Here is a 21,921-nt window from a genome sequence, read left to right on the forward strand (position 1 = left end):
AATTACTGGCTTTATGATTTTGGGCGGTAGTATACAGTTTTTTAATAAAGATAATACCTCTTCTCAAAATATAAGATGAGTAAGTGGTCATTTCTGTAAATTTTTATCGATTAACACACAAAAAAAGAGCCTCCAAATGGAAGCTCTTGATGTTTTGTCTCGAATCTTTTCGTTTTAACTAATGATTCCTTAGTTGTTTTCAGTTAATTGTTTTCTGATAGTTAGTAGAAAACATTAACTCAAAAAAATTAATTTAAAAACTATAAGCATGAAAACTTGGTTTTTTGCGGGAAGTTCAATTTAATGATTCTCATTGTGTCTTCAGCAAGTCCTTTTTTGCCTAACTTTCTTGAAGCGCACACTTTGATTTGAAGTGCTTCAATAACCGCCGGCGTTCCTTGATGGTGTTTGATTGTGTAATCAGCTCGATTAAAAGCTGCAAGGTAAGCACCACGCTTCATATAATATTTAGCAACATTCACTTCTGATTCGCCCAACGTGTTCTTCAGGTAGTGCATGCGTTTCTTGGCATCAGCTGCATAAGGACTGTTTTTGTGTCTTGTGATGAGTGTTGAGAAGTCCTGAAAGGCTTCTTTCTGGCGCACACCATCTAAATCAGAAAAATTACGTGGGAATACTTTATCAATGATACTTCCACCACGGCTGTAGTTAACCAGACCGCGTAAGTACAAAGCGTAATCCATACGAGGACTTCTTGGGTAAACACGCATATAACGATCTATGGTGTCTAACGCAGTATCAGGTTCATCGTATTTGTAGTATGCGTAGGCTTGTTCTAGAAGCGCTTGTTGTGCGTAACGCCCTAATGGGTATTTCGCTTCTAGTGCTTCATATTTTTTAATTGCTTCTTCGTAGTTCTTCTCATCCATAGATATTCTGGCATCTTTAAACAATTGCTGTGCAGTTGCTTTAGAATCTTCCGCGGATATATCCTTCTTTTTTTGTGAGCATGAGCTAAGCATTACAGAAAGAATTATCATCACGGCCACAACCCAGATGGACTTAGACTGATTGTGATTAATAGATGGTTTAAATATGTTCATGAAAGGCCCTTGGTTAATATGTGCTTGTTTTATTTTCAGTTCTTTTATCTGCTTAATTATACAGCAGTTTAATTATTAGAACAGTATTACAACATTCTGTATAAATATTACCTTATAATTGGAAGTTGTATGCAGAGAAGTGGTCAAAAAAACGTGAATATGAGTAATAATGAAAGTGATATCGAACAAAATGCTGAAGATTTGTCAGAAATGAATGCGGATAGTAGCGCTGACAACAGTATGGAAAACATCACTGAAAATAGCACAGACAACAGCACAGACAACAGCACAGACAATAATCAGATAGTATTTTCGATACCCGAAGAGTATCTGGGCGATAGATTAGACCGCGTTGTCGCTGAACTGTGCCCACAGTTTTCACGAAGCCAATTACAGAAATGGATTAAATCTGGCGATATTCGTATTAATAATAAAGTGGCTAATGTAAGAGACAAAGTCATCGGCGGTGAAGAGGTTGTTGTTACCCCGGTATTACAGCAGCAAACCTACGATTTACCCGAAGCAATCAAACTCGATATTGTTTATGAAGATGATCATTTATTGGTTATCAACAAACCAGCTGGTTTAGTTGTACATCCTGGTGCTGGTAATCAGACGGGTACCTTAGTCAACGGGCTGCTCGCGCATAACGCTGCACAAGAGAACTTACCCAGAGCTGGTATCGTACATCGGCTCGACAAAGATACCACTGGTTTAATGATGGTGGCTAAAACGCTGGAAACGCACACTGCACTGGTCAACCAATTACAAGAGCGAGAAGTAAAGCGCGAATATTTAGCGCTTGTATGCAAAGAAGTGATTGCCGGAGATACTATCGAAGCAAACATCGGTAGGCATCCACAAGATAGAAAGAAAATGACGGTGCTCACTAGTGGTGGTGGAAAGACGGCGATTACGCACTATCGTGTAGAGCAAAAGTTACTTCATCACACGCTACTAAGAGTGAATCTTGAAACGGGTCGTACCCATCAAATACGCGTTCATTTGGCTTGGAGGCACATGCCTATTCTGGGCGATAGAGTCTATGGTGGACGTTCTCGAGTCCCTGCAAATATTGATGGTGAATTACGCGAGCAATTACAAAAAATGAATCGCCAATCATTGCATGCGACCCGCTTAACCATTATTCATCCTCACACTGAAGAAGAGATGTCATGGCAGGTTGATATGCCGGCTGATATGCAGTTATTGGTTGATCGATTGCAGATAGATAAGTCTGAATAAAAGACATTATTACTCATAATGTCTAACGAAAAAAACGCCTCAAAGTAGGGGGGTGGCTTCAGTATTATTTAACTATCTGGCTTTAGATAAACTCAACCACAAACCCATGGCAATGCAACAGCCTCCTACTAGATGGAATAACTGAATCGTTTCTCCCAGAAAGACAATCGCCAAAATAGCACCGAAAAATGGCATAAGATGAATATATTGCCCGCCTTTTGCAGCGCCTATTTTATTTAAACCGTAGTTCCAGGATAGGTAAGCGATTATCGAAGGGAAAATTGCTATATAGAAAACAGCTTTAAGCATTTCGCTGTTCCAGGTGATATCAGGTTCGTTCAATGGATTCCACAAGGTCACGGGATAAAGAATTATCGTACCTATAATAATCAAAGTGCCTAAAAATGCCATGGCTGACATTTCTTTTGGTCTTAGATATTTCAGTAAAATTGAATAAAGCGCCCATACTAAAGCTGCGAGCAACATCCATAAATCACCTTTGTTGATGGTGAGATGCTGCAGAACTTCTATATCAAGGCGAGTGATAATGGCTATGACACCTAACAGTGAAACTAAAACTCCCAATACTTGTTTTACATTTATTTTCTCTTTAAAAAAGACACCAGATATAACAAAAATAAAAATAGGTATGAATGAATTCAACAAGGTAGCGTTGGTTGCCGTGGTGTATTGCAAAGCCACGTATGCAATGGAGTTAAAGCAAGTGATACTTAAAAAGGCGAGCAATACCAGACCCCAAAAATGTGCTTTGATGATATGACGCTGTTGCCATATAGGCTTAATTATAAAAGGGAGCAGCAGAAAGAAAGCAAGCAACCAGCGCGAGAATGATAAGCCCAAAGGCGCGTGTGCATCTGCAACCGCTCTTCCTACTACAAAATTACCCGACCAGAACAAAGGCGGGAGTAGTAAAATGAAGTAGGCGCTGAAATCAGTCTTGTCTGTATTGTTTTGCATTATTTACCGCTTATTTATAAATGGATTACTTATTTTTAATGATATTTAGATTTTAACTTTACTTGGTTATTTGATATTGCTGTGAATTTCTTCCTGATCTTCTTTCTGACTTTCTTACTAGTTTTCTTCCATAGCCTGTAACGTTCTTGAAGAGAATTCACGACGATAAATAACGCGAGTGACTAACAAGGTTGCTGCAATAAATGCAAAGGGATGTATAAACCAGGCAAGTGCTGCCAATGCATATTCGAAACCACGCATCCCATCTATAAAATGACGACTGGCGCGATTAATGACAGTACCTAATTTATCCGCATAGGATCGTAATTGCTTATCGGTATTAAAGACGCTTGGTGCGGCACCAATGATGATGACAGTATAGTTGTATTGTCTGATTGACCATACCAGTTTAAAGAATATGAAAACAAAGATAAGGATAATCAGGAGTAATTTGATTTTCCAGAAGGGCGCTGATACATGCATCGCAAAAGGAATGTCATCAACGACTTTCATTGCTTGGTCTATTACACCAAAAACAGCGATTAAACTGGCAAGTACCAGTAAACTGGTAGACGCAAAAAATGAGGTACTTCGCATCAAATGACCAACCAGGGCGACATCCGAGATACGATTATCTCGCTCCAAAAGATTGATCATCCACTGGTTACGGTAGCTTTTAGATAAACTATAGAGGGTGTTTTTTTCTTTGATTTTATAATGGTTACTAATCCAGTTGATGCTGAACCAGCAGGATAAAAATAAGAATACGGCAACGATATCCGACAAGGATATATCGGAAGGCATAGCGACTCCTCAATAAAATACAAAAATAATATGCGGATATTATAGTTAAGTCTTGGATATAAATATCCAAACATTTATTGAGTTTTGAATTTATTTATAAAAATGAGTGGCGCTTAAAAGATAAGAGCAAAACAGTAATACCAATATTTAAAAGTATAAAATACGTTTTATGAATATCTGGCTTTCACCACTTGCTGCACAGGCAATAGGTGATTTTATTAGCAGTCAGAAAGTCTGCATACCAAGCTAATGCTCAATTAAGCAATTAGACAAGCAGTTATCTGCTTACCAACTTACTTCTGCCTAACAGTATGCTCAGTCTAATAAGTAATCATCATCGAATACTTCTTTAAGGCTTCGCTCTAACGCTTTGCGCTCAAGATAATCTTCGATGTTTCTACGCACGACATGCGCTTTGATCTTCTTGTCTGACTTATCATCACTGTCGACATCTTCCAGATTTGGAATAATTTCTTTGTCGTCTAAATCCGGATTCAACGTTTGATCATTGTATCTCATAGTTCTACCTTCCCCTGTTAGCAGTCTTATTGTTATTGTTTTATTAAAAGCTATTTTTGAATAAGATAAGATCATTAGCTGAACTTATCTTGTTATACATTCTTAATGTATGGGTCTCATTATAGTTAGTCAAGCTTAACGCCAGATGAGCGGTATTAAAAAATATTAAATTTTATTTAATTTAATAACATTTCTTTATCTTGTTGAGTAAGTAGTTGTTGTTTATCGTTTTTTAATACGCCATTTATATCATTAGCAAGGTTTTCTGCGGTCTTTAAAAGAATAGATACTGCTGTTTTTCCATCAACTTTGTTGTTAGGAAGCATTACAACGGATAAACCAGCGAGTTTTTTGTTGATTAAGTCGTAGCTTGTTAATGTCCATGGGTCGACGCCATTAGCAATTTTGAACAAGCTTTTAGCGTCTAAAGCATCATCAAAGTAATGATATATATCATTGTCGCCTAATTGTAAGCCATGGTGAGCTAAAGCAGGTTGGATCAGATTACCATCGAGTCCTTGTTCATCCTGCGCTGAGATAAACAGGACAATTTGTTGTTTTAATGGCTGAATCTCAGAAGGAGATGTATCCGATTTTGTGCCAGATGCATTCTTTAGTGTACTTTTATCCGCCGCTGCAGATTTTACTTTCTCGTAATACACTTCAGTTTTTGCAGTCTTCGTCGGTTTAATACCATCACGCGCAGGTATATCATCAAGAATAGACGTGAAAGGCTCACCATTATCTTCTTTGATATCCGGTAATAACGATACGTCTTTATTTGGCAATTTACTCTGAGAAATACGACTTAATAAGTAAAGCGCGATTATAAAAATGATACCGACAATGGTGATTAAGATACTGGTTATATTCATCGTTTACTCTTGATTAACTTATGTTCTTTTACTGAGGCTGTTTTAGAAGTGCCTTGTTATTACTGGTAGTTATTCTTACTGATAACTTTAGTGCTTATTGATACGCTTATTCTTCTACCATACGAGATGCTTCGTTAACATCTACACTCACTAATCGTGAAATTCCTGGCTCTCGCATCGTAACGCCGACGAGATTTTCAGCGAGTTCCATGGTTGTTTTATTATGTGTGATGAAAATAAACTGCACTCTATCAGACATCTTTTTTACCAACTGACAAAAGCGTCCTACATTGGCTTCGTCTAATGGCGCATCAACCTCATCTAACATACAAAAGGGTGCTGGATTCAATTCGAAAATAGCAAACACCATCGCCACGGCAGTTAACGCTTTTTCACCACCAGACATCAGGTGAATACTGGAAATACGTTTGCCCGGTGGTTGCGCCATAATCGCGATACCCGTGGTCAACAAATCGTCTCCGGTCATTTCAAGATGGGCTTTACCGCCACCAAATAATTGCGGGAACATATCCTGAATTCTCGAATTTACTTTTTCGAACGTTTCTTTAAAGCGGCTTCTGGTGTCTTTATCGATTTTAGCAATGGCTGTTTCTAACGTTTCCAGCGCTTCCATCAGGTCAGCATCTTGCTTATCCAGATATATCTTACGCTCACTCTGCGTTTTAAATTCTTCGATCGCTGCCAGGTTAATCGCACCAAGTCTGGATACTTTAGTCTGTATGCTTTCCAATAAGTTCTTGTGAGAGTCTAATGTGATGTTTTCATCCATTTGCTCTGAAAGTGTTTCAAGATCAAATTCAGTTTCATCAAACTGCTCTTGCAAGGTTTGTTCACGAACACTCACTTCCTGCCATTCCATTTTTAGGCTTTCGAGCGTGGTTCTATAGCGTTCCACTTCCTGCTCTGCCTGGTGGCGTTTCTGTTCGAGTTCTCTCACTGTATTATCAATGAGTTGTAAGGCATCTCTGGATTTTGCTAATTCTGTTTCGACGTTCTTACGTTTTTCTAGTTGAATCTCTAGTTGTTGTGCTGAATTTTCAACCGAGTCTACCTCGGTGGTGTTATTTTGCTCCACAAGTTGAATTTTTCTTTCTTGCAGCAAACTCAAACGTTCATCAAGTCTATTTAATTGTTGTTGTGCGCTGCTTTGGGTTGTTTTGAAACTTTCAACTTTAATTTGTGTTTGCTGTGTTTCAGAACCTAGTAGTCTGGTTTGTTCTTTTAATCGATTAACTTCTTCAATTAATGGCGCATCTTTACCTTCAATGTCCACTTTTTCTGATTCTAGTGTTTCTAATAAGGCCAACGCCTGATTGCGAAGATGAGTCGCACTTTGATGCGATTCCTGATTAGTCATTTGTTGAATTTCTAATTCTTCAACTTCAGCAAGTACACGTTGTTGGTTGGATTCAGTTTGTTTAATACGGTTTTCACTCGCATAAATGACAGATTGCGCTTGCGACTCTTCACGATGTAATTCATTCAAACGCGTTTGTAATTCTGATTGTTGCTCTTCTAACGCTTTTCTGTGTTGTTGTCCGTTTTCTAGCGACTCTTCATGAGTGTTTAATTGTTGTTTTGTATTTTCAATCAGTGCCAGTGTTTCGTCGATTTGTTTTTGTCGTTCTAAAACACCTTCGTGCTTGTTGCCAGAATCATTCGCTTGTTTCTTTAGCCAGTTCGCCCCTAATACAATCCCTTCTTTTGTGATATATACTTCACCCGGTTTTAACGAATGTTGTTTAGAGATAGCCTCTTCTAAAGACTCTGCACACTTCACGTTAATCAGCAATGCATGTAGATAATTTGGTTTCGCCACTTTAGCCGCAAGGCTTCCAGAAAAACTGCCTGTAAGTGGGGGGGTGTCTTTATCATTTTTTATGATGAAAGAAGCCGACACATCAGGCGCATTTGCCATTAATTGCGTGAGTTTTTCTTGTGATTCTAATGGTTTTGACTGAAGCAGGTCTCCAAGAATGGTTTCTAGTGCTTTTTCCCATCCTGATTCAATCTCAATTGATTCAGCTAATGCAGAAACATCATCAAGCCCATTTTCTGTCAACCAGCTCTTTAACTTTTTAGGGGCTTTATTGTTACTGTCTTTTCCTAAACCAGCTCGTTGCAATACTTCCAGCGAGGACAGTTTGCCACTCAGACCCTGTAACTCAGAACGTGATTCCTGAAGTTGATTTTGCAGGGTTTTATTGTTTTCAATCTGAGCGCTTAGCGCTTCTTTGCAACGGTTAAATTCTTCCTGAACCTGTTTTGATTTCTGTTTGGTTTCCGCAAGCAGTTCTTGCTGTTTAAGCAGTTCTTCTTTATGCGAGTCGGTATTAAAAATAGCTTTATCAGTATTCAGTTTGATCAAGCGACTAGCGATTTGCTGCAACTGGTTTTCTAACTGCTCCATACGGGCACGTTCTACCTGTGCCTGTTGTGCAGGTTCAGCCAGCTTCTGCTGCAGTGAGCTCCAGCTTGACTGCCATTCTCTGAGTTTGGCTTCTGCTTCGTTTAGCGCTTCTGTTGATGCAGTAAATAATTCCTGCTTTTTTTCAAGAAGTGGTTCCAGTATTTCCAATTCTTGATTAGCACGCTCAAATTGCCTGCGGTCTTCTTCTGCATGAATATTTGCAGCATTAATTTCGCTATCAACCTGATTTAAATCGCGTTGATGTCTTTCAGAGAGTTCCTTTTGATGCTGAATACTTTGCTCTAAGCGTGAGATTTCAGCGCCAATTTGATAGAAGTTTGCTTGAACGGTGTTGAAGTTTTCATTGGCTTCGGTGTGTTCAGAGCGTTTTGCTTCAATCTGATTTTCTAGTGAGCGTTGTTCAGAAAGCTGGGCCTGATGGGTCGTTGCCTTTTCATTGATGGTTTCTTGTCTGTTTAAGATATCTTGCTTCACTTTATTCAAGCGCAGCAAAATTAATTCAGCACTGACACGACGCTCATCCTGTTTAAAGGTCTTAAATTTTTCAGCGGCCTTAGCTTGTCTGTTTAAATGAGATAATTGCTTTTCTAATTCTTCTCGAAGATCCGTTAAACGATCGAGGTTTTCACGTGTATTTTTTATTCGGCGTTCTGTTTCGCGACGTCTATCTTTGTATTTAGAAATACCTGCTGCTTCTTCCAGGGTATTTCTCAATTCTTCTGGTTTGGCTTCAATTAAACGTGAAATCATGCCTTGTTCAATAATCGCATAACTTCTGGGGCCAAGACCTGTTCCGAGGAAAATGTCGGTAATATCGCGACGGCGACAACGGGTACCATTTAAAAAGTATTTTGATTGTCCGTCTCTTGAAATGAGTCTTTTAATACCTATCTCTGAAAACTCGGCATATTCGCCACCCAGACTAGCATCTGAGTTATCAAACAATAGTTCTATTGAAGCTTGGCCAATTGGTTTTCGTGAGGACGATCCGTTAAAAATAACGTCATCCATAGAGGCGCCACGCAAGTGTTTTGCAGAGCTTTCACCCATAACCCAGCGAACAGCATCTATGGTATTGGATTTGCCACAACCATTGGGCCCAACAATGCCAGTTAAATTGCTGCGCAGGTCAATTGTTGTAGGATCAACAAAGGACTTGAAGCCGGCTATTTGTATCTTGCTTAAACGCAATGTTGGGGAGGTGAAGTAAAGGACATAGGCGGGTAATAATAGGTAAAGAACACCTGTGTTTCAATAAAAACATAATCTCATTTAATCGTGTTTATTTGTTACAGAATTAAACAAGGACTGCGGTGAACTCTGATCCTATAACAGAGCACTTATATATCGTTTTAACGGCTTGATTTCTTAGTCAACAAATCTCATTAATTACTTTCGTTGCTGGGATTTCTAATGAATCAATCGAGAGTTATTTTATATCGTTCTATGCCAAGTTTATTTTATCCACCTAGCAACTGTGGTTTATGACGATGATCAAAGATTAAACAAGGATTTAGGCTACAAAAAAGGTTCAGAAAAACTACTACCGTTCGTCTGCTGATATAGACCAAGCCACATTACTTTCTATCGGTGAGTTTTTGATTTAACTATTCTGTACAAATCGATAGGTGCAGTTAATGCATTTTACAAAATTTAACACAAGGAGTTAGTGTGAACTTATATGTTGCGGAAGAAATGGGAAAGGGAAGTTCATATGTTGCACCGGACCCGCATTTTATAAGTACTATTGCTTTATTCTCCAGTAGCTTGCCTTGGTCAAGATTCAAAAAGTTTTTTGAAACCAAGAAAATGGTTAATCTTTCTGGAAATGAACAATTAATTTTATTGCGTTTGGTAGCGCTGCAAGAAGTACTTTGTCTGGATGATGACGGCCTATTACGTTGGGCTAAACATCAGCTGTTTCTGTTTAGTTTTATGCAGCCAGATTTTCAGCCAAAACTCCCGACAAAAGAATTACTCAATGAATTTAGAAATGAGTTTGATAAAGTCGGTCTGCTAAAGCCATTTAGAAAACAATGCCAGCGTTTGATCGCCGAACACGATAATCGTTTACCACCTCTAGATGCGGATGAAAGTGTAGCAACTGCATCATTACTATCAACGGAAGAAAAGCCTGTTGGTAGACAACGCGTTAGTGATACCAAAGTCGATTTACCAAATCTGCCAGCGCACAATGAAGGTGATTGCCCAAATTGTGGTAGTCAAAATGTTATTAAATTAAAACCCTCTCAAGAAGTTTCAAGCCTTCCTGATATTCGTTTCCTTCGCTGTCGCTTCTGTGGTAATACCTTTAGAGAGCAATAATATTTAAGCGATATTCTTAATAGGTAATATTTCTTAAGGTAACAACAGTTAATAAAACCAAAACAAAAAAGAGTGAATAAATAGTAAAAAACGGCCTTAAAGTAGGGGGGTGACTTAATTATTTAAAGTTGCTCTACTTATGCCTATTGTGTTTCTGTCTATTCTGTCAATAGCATTCAGGGCTTAGTCATCAAGCATGGCTTGTAAATTAGAGATATAGGATTGTGCTGTTTCCTGCATTTTCTCAGGAGATACTTCAACACGATCTGCCCATACAACATTCGCATCCGGCAACTCTTCTAAAAATCGGCTCGGTTCACAGCTAAGACGCTCGCCAAACCTGTTTCTCGCTTTGGCATATGTGATGGTGAGATGTTGTTTTGCACGCGTGATACCAACATAAGCAAGACGACGTTCTTCTTCAAGGCCATCATCTTCCATACTGTTCGCGTGAGGCAGGATTTCTTCTTCAGCACCAATCAAAAAGACATAAGGGAATTCAAGACCTTTTGCCGTGTGCATTGTCATTAGGCTAATGGCGTTTTCTTCTTCCTCTTCCTGATTTCTTTCCAGAAGATCCATTAGACACATGTGAGCCATAATTTCGGCTAAAGTCTCTTTGCCTTGACCGTCTTCATAGAGGCGTCTGGTCCAGTCAATGATTTCATTAACGTTAGCCATGCGTTGCTCTACTTGTTTTTCAGAGCCGGATACATTTTGTAGCCAGTCTTCATAAGCTGTTTCGGACACGATTTTTTCAATCACTTCGTGCGGCTGGGTCTCGTGGCTTTCAGCGATCAATTCATTAATCCAGAAGATAAATCCTTTAACTCTGGCGTGTGCTTTTTGCGAAACACGCTGCGCAAAACCCATTTCCTGACTGGCCGTGTATAAGCTTATATGTCGTTCGTTTGCATAGTTACCCAGTTTCTCCAGGGTGCTTGCACCAATGGATCTTTTCGGTGTATTAATCACACGAAGAAAGGCTGCATCATCAGAGGTGTTTACCAATAACCTGACATAGGCGAGAATATCTTTAACTTCAGCGCGTTCAAAAAACGATTGCCCGCCACTAATTTTATAAGCGATGTTGTTGCTTCTCAGGTATTTCTCGAATAATCGGCTCTGATGGTTACTCCGATATAGAATCGCCATATCCTGATATTTTGCCTGATCACGAAACGTATATTTCATGATTTCGCCAATCACGGTTTCTATTTCATGCTCGGGATTTTTGCAGGGGATGATTCTGATCTTTTCGCCTTCACCCAGACTACTCCAAAGCTTTTTATCAAATAAGTGATCGTTATTCGCAATCAAGGCATTTGCGCTATCGAGAATCAATGAAGTAGATCGATAGTTTTGTTCTAGTTTCACCACTTTTAAGGTTGGATAATCTTCCTGCAATTGCGCGATATTCTCTGGCTTTGCACCACGCCATGCGTAGATTGACTGGTCATCGTCGCCTACAACGGTCAACTCTTTGCGCAAACCAGCCAAAAGTTTTACTAATTCATATTGGCAAATATTGGTGTCCTGATATTCATCGACGAGTAGATAACGTAATTTATTTTGCCACTTCTTGAGTACTTCTGGCTGTTCTTTAAATAATTGCAGCGGTAATAAAATCAAATCATCAAAATCAATCGCGTTATAGGCTTTCAATTGGCGCTGATAACTTCTGTACAGTTTTGCGGCGTGAACTTCATGTGCTGATGTGGCGACTTCAAAGGCTTTTTCAGGTGAAACAAAGTCATTTTTCCAGCGTGAGATGATCCAGCGAGCATCATCATCGTTTTCATCCTGTTCTTCGTTTACAACTTCATTCATGGTCAATTCTTTGATGATATTCGAACTGTCTTGCGCATCAAAAATAGTGAAACCTGGTTTATAACCTAAAGCCTTATACTCTTTACGAATTATGTCGAGACCGAGTGTATGAAACGTCGATACAGTGAGTCCTTTGCCTTCTTCCTTGGTGAGTATTTCCGACACGCGTTCTTTCATCTCACGCGCTGCTTTGTTGGTAAAAGTAATCGCGGCTATATTTTTGGCATTAATTTTGGCGCTACGAATTAACCAGGCAACTTTTTGTGTGATTACACGCGTTTTTCCGGTGCCTGCTCCTGCTAATACGAGAAGAGGTGAGCCAATATGTTCAACAGCCTGTTGCTGTTGTGGATTCATTTGAGGTTTGTCTGACACGGATAGTATTACTTGATAAAAGAGTCGCTATGGTAGACCTAGATTTGGCCTTTTGCATTATTTGATTACAATTATTTTACTTGTTTGTTTGCAAGATGTAAAACACGCTGTAAACACTATATACCGCTGATCTATTCGTTTTGATAAACAAAGAATACTGCATTAATATAGCTATATTGCACATCGAATCATAATTTAATAAAAATAATCGAGTTGTCGGGTTAACAATGAAAAAAGAAAAAGTCATCAGTATTATCAAAAATGCAATTGATACGCATGTCGTCTGGATTAAGCACGGACAAATTCTTATCGATGGATTAAATCTTGAAACTGCTCAAGCGCCACTGAATTGCGATGATTGTGAGTTCCATCTTTGGTTTAATTCAAATGGCACTAGGCTTAGAAAGTTTGGCTGGTATAAAGACATTAACGATATTCACACAAAATTCCATAAGGCTTATAGCGTTTTGTATTATGAATCGATGCGTATGTATAACCCTAAAACACGCGCTGAATTAATTGAGCGATTTAATGATTTAGAAATGCATTCAAATGATTATCAAAAACTTCTTTCTGATGTTCATGCAGAATTGGACGAGATGATCGTCTCTGATTTTGAGGATATGCTGCTTGATGAAGAAGTAGAAGAAGAAAAAGAGTCAGAAGAAATCAGCAAGGAATCAGAATTAAAAGACAAAACAATAAAAACAAATGAGTCGGATCAAAGTTCTGACAATAAATCTGATATCGACCTCGAAAATACTGAAAATACTGAAAATACTGAAAATACTGAAAATAAAAAAGAAAACGATAATCAATCAATCGATTTCACAGACAATGTAGAAATTAACAATCAAGATGATTCAAATCTAGAAGATAGTGAACATCAAGAAGTTGAAGAAATAAAAGCTGAATTAGAAAATCCAGCCGAATCTGAAGGTCCGATTTATACATCTAACACCCATCTAAATGATGATGTAGATAAATTAACTAAAGAAGCTGTATCAGAAATGCATTCTGAGACAGCCATAAACGAAGATCATAATCAAAATGCTACTGTCCAAAGCTTTATGTCATCAAATAATAGCAATAACCCTAATCAACAAAGACAGCTGTTAAAACAACAAGATATTAAGCAGTTAGATCAAGAAATTGAATTAACACAACTGGAGTTGAATCAATTTAAAGAGCGTCAAAAGTTAACTCAACAAAGTATCCAGCAACTTGAGCAGTATTATGTGCTTAAGCATCAGGAAATGGAGATTGATCAACGTGAACATACTGAGTTAGAAACCAGAAAACTAGAAGCGAAAGAACTTAAAGAAAAAGAACTAGCAAAGCTTGATGAGCAGGCTCACAGAAAGATGCAAGAGCTTGATCAACTAGAAATGGTAGATCAAAAGCTAGAAAAGAAAAAAGAGCAAAGTGTTCTATTTGAAAAACAGCAGATAGCTCAATTAGATGAACAAAAAACAAATAAGCTTGAAGACATTAAGCAAATAGATAAGCATCTTGATCTTCGCCAAAAAGATTTACAAAAACTAAAGGATCAGGTTGCATTGGTAGAGCAGGATATTGCTGATCTAGAATCACAAAAAGATGGTAAAAATAAAGATCTTGAAAATATCGAAGATCAAAAGAATATTAAATTAGAGCAAAGTGAGCTTGAGTCGCAAAGACAGCAAAAACTTGACGAACATAAAGCTGAAGTGCAAAGAGAGAAGCAAAAAGAATTAAATATACTTGAACAACAACAGCAATTACGCAAAGAAGAGCTGCGAGCTGTAAAACAAGAGCTAATCGAACTGGGTCAAAAGAAGACTGAGGTTGAAGTCGTAAAACAACGTGAAATTAGAGAGCTGGAAGAGCAGCAATCGATGAAACAAGAAGCGTTGAAGAAGATTGAAGAAAATCAACAGTCAAAAAGACAAGAAATCCGTGAGCTTGAAATAAAACAAGAGCAGATAAAAGCCAGTTTACAAGAAATGCAAGAACACCAGGAATTTCATGTCAGCGTGTAAATACAAGCAATAAAAAGTACAAACTTAGTGGATAAGTCTTCAGTATGTAGTCTTTTACTGAACTAAAAACCCAGTCTATTTAATGAGCATAAAGTCTCATTAAATAGACTGGGTTTTTGCGTTATGAAGCATTACTTTAAAAGAAAAATTGTTTTAACAAATCATGAAACAAATAGTGTAGCGTGTTAATTCAGTCAATTTGTACTATGTTTAAAGGTAGCTTACAAAAAATCTAAAGCTTTTTAGTTGCTCTGGAATAGGATTTCTGATGAAAACGATAAATCAAATTCTCGACGTCAAAGGTAACCAGGTATATGTAACAACACCTGAAACTTGCGTCATCGATGCTGTTAAAGAAATGGCTAAAATGAAGTGTGGTGCTTTGATTGTTTTGCAGGAAAGCGACATTGTAGGGGTCATTACAGAGCAGGATTTCACCCGTAGAGTACTGTTGAATGATCTTGATACGAATAAAACTAAAGTCGGCGAAGTAATGTCGTCCGAAGTTGCGGTGATTGAGCCACAAAAGACTGTATCGGAAGGAATGGCTATTATGACAGATAAGCGAATTCGTCATCTACCAGTAATAGATTCGAATAATGATTTAATTGGGATTATTTCAATTGGGGATTTAGTCAAAGAAGTTATTGCAGAACAAGAAACGATAATAGGGCAGCTGGAACAGTATATTCATAGTTAGCTTTCATAATCTGGGTTCGATAACCAAAATGTTGTCTATTAATACACTTTGGGAAATTGTAAAAGCCTAATTACTCGAACCTCTATAGAGAAACACGTACGTAATTCATTGTGTGTTTTTAGAAAAGTATCTCCTTAAAAGTATTCAAACTAGCCTACCGTAAATTTTAAATCGTTTAAGTAAACTATCTCATGCATGTACAATTAGAGGATGCATATTCTACTTTTAGTCATCTTTATTGTATTTATTATTTATGTTCCACATTGGTGGGCCAAACGCATATTTCAGCGTTATTCAAATGAACAAGATCATATCGATGGTACTGGTGGCGAGCTTGCAATTCACCTTTTAAAACGTTTCGAAATGTCAGATGTTGGGGTTGAAGAAACAGAAGAGGGTAATGATCATTATGATCCTGAAAGCAAAATGGTTAGGCTTTCACCCAGTAATTATAATAAAAAATCACTAACTGCTGTTGCTGTCGCAGCGCATGAGGTAGGTCATGCTATTCAGGATGATCGCAATGAGACGAAATTAGCATTGCGTTCAACCTTGGTGAAATCGTCAATTAAGCTACAAAAGTTTGGCTCGGTCATTATGATGGTCATGCCGATTGTTGTAATTCTTACCAAAAGTCCATTGGCGGGTTTCGTATTTATTGCTACCGGATTACTTAGTATTGCAGGTTCGTCTGTCGTTCACTTGGTAACATTACCAGTAGAATGGGATGCGAGCTTTGGCAAAGCGATGCCAATTCTTAAAGAGGGTTATATACGTGAACAAGATCATGCTGCAGTTAACTCAATCTTAAAAGCCGCAGCATTTACTTATATCGCTGCTTCACTCACAAGTATTTTGAGCGTCTGGAGATGGATCGCATTGTTAAGACGTTAAGGCAAAGTATTAGTGAAAGTATAAGAGTGTTAAATTATTTCTTTAATGACGGCTGAAATAACGCTTATCGAGTGAATTTAGAAATAAGCATTTATTAGCATTATCGCTCAGAAAAAAATCCCCCCAAAGTAGGGGGGTGCCTTTTTAATTTTATTTGGTCATTCTGATTATCAAATCCGGACAGTAAATTGAAACTGTTTAAGCATCGTATGCCAAAACAGGTCCAAGCCATTTTTCTGCCTGCTTCATCGTCCAGCCCTTACGTTTAGCGTAGTCGTCTACCTGATCTGGTTGAATTTTACCTGTGCCGAAGTAACGAGAATCCGGATGAGAATAGTAGAAACCTGATACTGCGGCAGCAGGCCACATCGCATAGGATTCAGTGATTTTTAAACCAATCCTTTCTTCGGGTTGTAATAGCTCCCAAAGTGTTCCTTTTTCAGTATGCTCCGGACAGGCAGGATAGCCAGGAGCCGGACGTATACCTTGGTATTTCTCTTTGATAACTTCCTCGTTATCCAGGTCTTCATCAGCTGCGTATCCCCAGAATACTTTACGCGTTAACTCATGCATTTTTTCCGCAAGTGCTTCTGCGAATCTATCTGCGAGTGCTTCAAGAAGAATCGCGTTGTAATCATCATGATCTTTTCTAAAGCGTTCAATATGTTCTTCAATACCAAAACCAGTGGTTACCGCAAATGAGCCAATCCAGTCAGATTTGTTAGTATCTAATGGTGCAATGAAGTCTGTCAGGCAGAAGTTAGGTTGCTGATTGTTTCTGTCCATCTGTTGGCGGATGTTGTGCAGAGTTGTGTGAGAGGTTTTACGGTCTTCATCTGTGTATAAATTAATATCATCGACACCATCGCTGTTAGCAGGGAAGAAGCCAAGTACGGCTTTTCCTGTTAGCCATTTTTCTTTGATAATGCTGTCTAACATTTCTTTAGCATCACCTAGTAATCGGGTTGCCTCTTCTCCAACAACCTTGTCGGTTAAAATTGAAGGGTATCTGCCAGCTAATTCCCATGATCTAAAGAACGGCGTCCAATCAAAAATTTCAGCCAGATTATCAAGTGGATAGTCATTAAACTGCAGTAAAACGCCACCGTTATCCAGTTGTTCAAAAGTATAATCACCAGCAATTAAAGGATCATCGATCTTGCCATCAAAAATAGCAGGTTTAGGTGGTGTGTAAGATGCCCAGTCAATATCAACTTTGTTTGCTCGTGCTTGCACCAGCGTAGCTGACTTTTTCTCGCGCTGATTTGCCGCGCGTTTAACACGCATTGCATCGTATTCGTCTTTCATTTCCTGATGAAAAGCTTGTTTGCTTTCTGGTGACATTAATTTGCCAGCAACACCTACTGCTCGAGAAGCATCAGGTACATATACTATAGAACCACCAAATTGAGGATCAATCTTTACGGCTGTATGTATTTTTGATGTTGTAGCGCCACCTATCATAAGCGGCAGTTTGAAATCCTGACGTTCCATCTCTTTTGCAACATTCACCATTTCATCAAGTGATGGGGTTATTAGTCCAGATAAGCCAATTATGTCGCAGTTTTCATCACGAGCAGTTTGCAAAATAGTTTCTGCTGGCACCATTACACCTAGATCAAGCACTTCATAGCTATTACATTGCAGCACGATACCTACGATATTTTTACCGATATCATGAACATCGCCTTTTACCGTAGCCATTAGGATTTTGCCGTTGGTACTAACTTCGTTGCCTTCTTTTTCAGCTAATAGATAAGGTTCTAACCAGGCAACTGACTTTTTCATTACACGAGCTGATTTTACCACCTGAGGTAAAAACATTTTGCCATCACCGAATAAATCGCCGACGACATTCATGCCGTCCATCAGTGGACCTTCGATAACGTGAATAGGGCGCTTTAATTCCGCTAAAGCTTCTTCAGTATCGGCATCAACAAAGGCATCTATGCCTTTAACTAATGCATGTTCTAAGCGTTTGCCAACAGGCCAGGTGCGCCATTCCAGATCTTGTTTGTTTTCTTTCTGAGTGCCATCACCGACGTAATTAGGAGCAATATCTATCAGTTTTTCTGTCGCTTCCGGATATCTATTGAGTACCACATCTTCAACGACATCGCGTAATTCTTTGGGTAAATTATCGTAGACTTCTAGCTGACCTGCATTAACGATACCCATATCCATGCCGTTTTTAATGGCATGATAGAGGAACACGGAATGAATCGCTTCACGTACAGGGTTATTCCCTCTGAATGAGAATGATACATTAGACACACCACCCGATATCATGGCATGCGGAAGAGTATCTTTGATCGCTTTAGTGGCTTTAATAAAATCAAGCCCATAGTTATTATGCTCTTCGATACCTGTTGCGATAGCAAAGATATTAGGGTCAAAGATAATATCTTCAGGTGGGAATCCAGCTTGATCTACCAAAAAGTTATAAGCACGAGTACAAATTTCTACTTTACGTTCGTATGTGTCTGCCTGACCGTCTTCATCAAAAGCCATCACTACAGCTGCAGCGCCATAACGTTTAATTAATTTGGCTTGATGTAAAAAGTTTTCTTCACCTTCTTTGAGTGAAATCGAATTTACAATGGCTTTACCTTGAATACATTTAAGGCCAGCTTCAATAATTTCCCATTTAGATGAATCTACCATAATAGGAACGCGGGCAATATCCGGTTCAGCTGCAATTAAATTGAGAAAACGTACCATGGCTTCTTTTGATTCCAACATGCCTTCATCCATGTTGATATCAATAATTTGAGCGCCGTTTTCTACTTGTTCTTTAGCAACTTCAAGGGCGGTATCATAATCACCGTCTTTTATGAGACGCTTAAATCTGGCAGAGCCAGTTACGTTAGTTCTTTCGCCCACATTAACAAATAAGCTATCACTACCAATATTGAAAGGCTCTAAGCCAGATAGTCGACATTCAACGGGGATATCAGGAATTACGCGAGGAGCTTTGTTTTCAACGGCATCAGCAATAGCTTTAATGTGTTGAGGGCTTGAGCCACAACAACCACCGACAATATTAAGAAAGCCACTTTCAGCCCATTCTTCAATGTGCTCAGACATTTGTGCTGGTTCTAAATCATATTCACCGAATTCATTGGGTAAACCAGCGTTAGGGTGTGCAGATACATAGGTTTCACTGATACGTGAAAGTTCTTGTACATATTGACGCAAGGCATCTGGACCAAGTGCACAGTTTAGTCCTATAGAAATCGGCTTGGCGTGTTTCAATGAGTTATAAAAAGCTTCTGTGGTTTGACCTGATAATGTTCTACCCGAAGCATCTGTTATCGTTCCGGAAATCATCACCGGCAGTTTAGCCTGATCTTCGGCGAAGTCTTCTTCAAATACGCTTTCAACGGCAAATATTGCTGCTTTTGCATTTAACGTATCAAAAATGGTCTCAATTAAAATGATATCGGCGCCACCTTCAATGAGACCTCTGGTAGACGACATATAATCTTCTACCAAATCATCAAAACTGATGGCTCTGAAACCTGGGTCATTCACATCAGGAGACATGCTACAGGTTTTACTGGTTGGACCTAAAACCCCAGCAACAAATCTTGGTTTCTCAGGGGTGGAAAATTTATCAGCGGCTTCGCGTGCCACTTTTGCTCCTGCAACGTTTAGTTCATAAGCAAGATTTTCCATTTCATAATCGGCCATACTGACACGTGTCGCATTGAACGTATTCGTTTCAATGATATCGGCGCCAGCCTCAAGATATTCTTCGTGAATTTCACCAATAATCTGAGGCTGCGTAATGGCCAAAAGATCATTATTACCTTTAATATCCATGTGGTAATTAGAAAATCTTTCGCCACGGTAGTCTGCCTCTTCAAGCTTGCGGCGCTGGATCATAGTGCCCATTGCACCGTCAAGAATCAGGATGCGTTTTTGAAGAATCTCTTGTATTTGTGATATTTTATTCATTAGACTTGTATGGTCGTGATTGGATTGCGTTTTATACGTTATTTAATACCAATTGCAAGTAACATTATGACGTATGCAGCTAAGATAAGGTCGCCTTTTGAAAATTAAAAGGTTTTTCGTTGCTTTTTATCCTCTTGTAATCGCTATAATGAGCGTTATGTACATAGATTTTATGTTGCTGAATTATTTAGAGTCTACGATTTTGACCTATATCAATTTAGTTTCAAATCAAATCTATATAATGCTTTTTAGGCTGAAGAATCTTGGTTTATTATTTTCATTTTTGAAAGTTTTGTTGTATTCTCGCGGCAACCTATTAGCAGGTACTAATATACTTAATTATTAGTATTAATTTATAGAATATTTAAATTTACATTGAGGGTGAATGATGGCGCAAAGTGCAGCTATAGACGGCGCGGGGATAGGCATTTCAAATGCTTCAAGCGTTGAGGCGACTTATCTAGAAAAGTATAATTATGACATAGTGAAGAAATTCGCTCTGATGGCAATATTCTGGGGCATCGCTGGTATGTCTGCGGGAACTTATATTGCCTCTGAATTGGCTTGGCCTTTTCTGAATTTCGATATCGCACAAATCACGTTTGGCCGTTTAAGACCATTGCACACAAGTGGTGTTATTTTTGGTTTTGGTGGTAACGCATTATTTGCGACTTCGTATTATATTGTACAGCGCACCTGTCAAACGCCTTTATGGGGCGGTAAATTAGCCGACTTTACCTTCTGGGGCTGGAACCTGGCTATTGCAATCGCTGGTGTCGGTTACCTATTCGGTATCACGCAAGGTCGTGAATATGCTGAGCCTGAGTGGTACGTTGATCTATTGATCGCTGTTGTATGGGTTGTTTACCTAGTTATCTACACAATGACTCTGTTAAAACGTAATCAGCCTCATATCTATGTTGCAAACTGGTTCTTTATCAGTTTTATTCTTGCCGTTGCACTGCTTCATATCTTCAATAATCTTGCTGTACCTGTTAGCTTCTTTGGCGTTAAGTCTTATAGCTTATTCTCTGGTGCTCAAGATGCGATGACACAGTGGTGGTATGGTCATAACGCGGTAGGTTTCTTCTTAACAGCTGCTTTCCTCGGTATGATGTATTACTTTGTTCCTAAGCAGGCTGGGCGTCCGGTATATTCTTATCGTTTATCGATTATTCACTTCTGGGCATTAAGCTTCATGTACATGTGGGTAGGTACTCACCATTTACATTGGACTGCAATTCCTGACTGGACTTCTACTCTAGCTGCAACTTTCTCAATCATGCTATTGATGCCTTCTTGGGGCGGTATGATCAACGGTATCATGACGCTATCTGGTGCCTGGGATAAGTTACGTTCTGATCCTATTATGATGTTCTTGATTACTTCTTTATCTTTCTACGGTATGTCTACGTTTGAAGGACCGATGATGTCTCTTAAGAGTGTAAACGCACTATCTCATTACACTGACTGGACTGTAGGTCACGTTCACTCGGGTGCATTAGGCTGGGTTGCAATGGTTACATTCGGTTCTTTCTACCACATGATTCCGAAACTTTGGAATACAACTATTTATAGTCTTAAACTTGTCTACATACATTTCTTCTTAACGACTATTGGTATTCTTTTATATATCACAGCTCTATGGGTATCTGGTATCGGCCAGGGTCTAATGCTTAGAGCGTTTGATGAATACGGAAACCTTGCTTATAGCTTTATTGAAACTGTTGTATTCATGCATGGTCCATTAGTAGCAAGAGCGATAGCAGGTATGTTTATCGTTACAGGTATGTTCTTCATGACGTACAACATATGGATGACAATCGCTAAACGTAACACTGTCACTGATGAAGCAACATCAGCTGCTAAGGCTTAAGGA

At 38.8% G+C, this 21,921-nt stretch carries 14 protein-coding genes; 6 read left to right on the forward strand and 8 right to left on the reverse strand.

Annotation, left to right across the window (positions count from 1 at the left end):
• Positions 1-260: 260 nt before the first annotated feature.
• Entirely contained in the window at positions 261-1,064 is an 804-nt protein-coding gene (locus OO007_RS07750) for an outer membrane protein assembly factor BamD (RefSeq protein WP_243651530.1), read from the reverse strand.
• A gap of 159 nt (positions 1,065-1,223) precedes the next feature.
• Between OO007_RS07750 and rluD the strand changes: the two genes are divergently transcribed.
• Entirely contained in the window at positions 1,224-2,309 is a 1,086-nt protein-coding gene (gene rluD / locus OO007_RS07755) for a 23S rRNA pseudouridine(1911/1915/1917) synthase RluD (RefSeq protein ID WP_325808367.1), read from the forward strand.
• Positions 2,310-2,381: 72 nt separating this feature from the next.
• Here rluD and OO007_RS07760 read toward each other — a convergent pair whose 3' ends face one another.
• From OO007_RS07760 to smc, 5 genes are all read right to left on the reverse strand, one after another.
• Positions 2,382-3,287 carry a DMT family transporter gene (locus OO007_RS07760; RefSeq protein ID WP_325808368.1) on the reverse strand — a complete coding sequence of 302 codons (906 nt, stop codon included), beginning with the start codon at positions 3,285-3,287 and terminating at the stop codon, positions 2,382-2,384.
• Between the two features lie 117 nt (positions 3,288-3,404).
• A complete protein-coding gene (locus OO007_RS07765; protein ID WP_131905330.1) occupies positions 3,405-4,091 on the reverse strand; it encodes a DUF599 domain-containing protein in 687 nt (228 codons plus the stop codon).
• 315 nt (positions 4,092-4,406) lie between these two features.
• Complete coding sequence (locus OO007_RS07770) at positions 4,407-4,610, reverse strand: PA3496 family putative envelope integrity protein (protein WP_131905329.1); 204 nt, start codon at positions 4,608-4,610, stop codon at positions 4,407-4,409.
• Positions 4,611-4,786: 176 nt separating this feature from the next.
• A complete protein-coding gene (locus OO007_RS07775; protein ID WP_325808369.1) occupies positions 4,787-5,485 on the reverse strand; it encodes a cell division protein ZipA C-terminal FtsZ-binding domain-containing protein in 699 nt (232 codons plus the stop codon).
• Between the two features lie 106 nt (positions 5,486-5,591).
• Entirely contained in the window at positions 5,592-9,128 is a 3,537-nt protein-coding gene (smc, locus tag OO007_RS07780) for a chromosome segregation protein SMC (RefSeq protein WP_325808370.1), read from the reverse strand.
• A 480-nt stretch (positions 9,129-9,608) separates the two neighbouring features.
• Between smc and OO007_RS07785 the strand changes: the two genes are divergently transcribed.
• Positions 9,609-10,262, forward strand: coding sequence for a hypothetical protein (locus OO007_RS07785; protein WP_325808371.1), 654 nt, complete (start codon positions 9,609-9,611; stop codon positions 10,260-10,262).
• Between the two features lie 183 nt (positions 10,263-10,445).
• On the opposite strand, the gene rep is transcribed toward OO007_RS07785, so the two are convergent.
• Entirely contained in the window at positions 10,446-12,467 is a 2,022-nt protein-coding gene (gene rep / locus OO007_RS07790; RefSeq protein WP_325808372.1) for a DNA helicase Rep, read from the reverse strand.
• Between the two features lie 227 nt (positions 12,468-12,694).
• Between rep and OO007_RS07795 the strand changes: the two genes are divergently transcribed.
• The 3 genes from OO007_RS07795 to OO007_RS07805 all read left to right on the forward strand — a co-directional run bounded on the left by OO007_RS07795 (position 12,695) and on the right by OO007_RS07805 (position 16,082).
• On the forward strand, positions 12,695-14,488 hold the full coding sequence (locus tag OO007_RS07795) for a hypothetical protein (protein ID WP_325808373.1): 1,794 nt from the start codon (positions 12,695-12,697) through the stop codon (positions 14,486-14,488).
• A 268-nt stretch (positions 14,489-14,756) separates the two neighbouring features.
• Complete coding sequence (locus OO007_RS07800; protein WP_131905324.1) at positions 14,757-15,188, forward strand: CBS domain-containing protein; 432 nt, start codon at positions 14,757-14,759, stop codon at positions 15,186-15,188.
• A 210-nt stretch (positions 15,189-15,398) separates the two neighbouring features.
• Positions 15,399-16,082: a zinc metallopeptidase gene (locus OO007_RS07805; protein WP_325808374.1), complete on the forward strand. Its 684-nt coding sequence runs from the start codon at positions 15,399-15,401 to the stop codon at positions 16,080-16,082.
• Positions 16,083-16,280: 198 nt separating this feature from the next.
• Here OO007_RS07805 and metH read toward each other — a convergent pair whose 3' ends face one another.
• Positions 16,281-20,042, reverse strand: coding sequence for a methionine synthase (gene metH / locus OO007_RS07810; RefSeq protein ID WP_325808375.1), 3,762 nt, complete (start codon positions 20,040-20,042; stop codon positions 16,281-16,283).
• A 385-nt stretch (positions 20,043-20,427) separates the two neighbouring features.
• On the opposite strand from metH, the gene ccoN reads away from it, so the two are divergent.
• The gene (gene ccoN, locus OO007_RS07815; RefSeq protein WP_279388034.1) at positions 20,428-21,918 is read left to right on the forward strand and encodes a cytochrome-c oxidase, cbb3-type subunit I; all 1,491 of its coding nucleotides are present in this window, start codon (positions 20,428-20,430) and stop codon (positions 21,916-21,918) included.
• Positions 21,919-21,921: the final 3 nt, after the last annotated feature.

Source organism: Cocleimonas sp. KMM 6892 (genome assembly GCF_035798195.1).
GTDB classification, from domain to species: domain Bacteria; phylum Pseudomonadota; class Gammaproteobacteria; order Thiotrichales; family Thiotrichaceae; genus Cocleimonas; species Cocleimonas flava.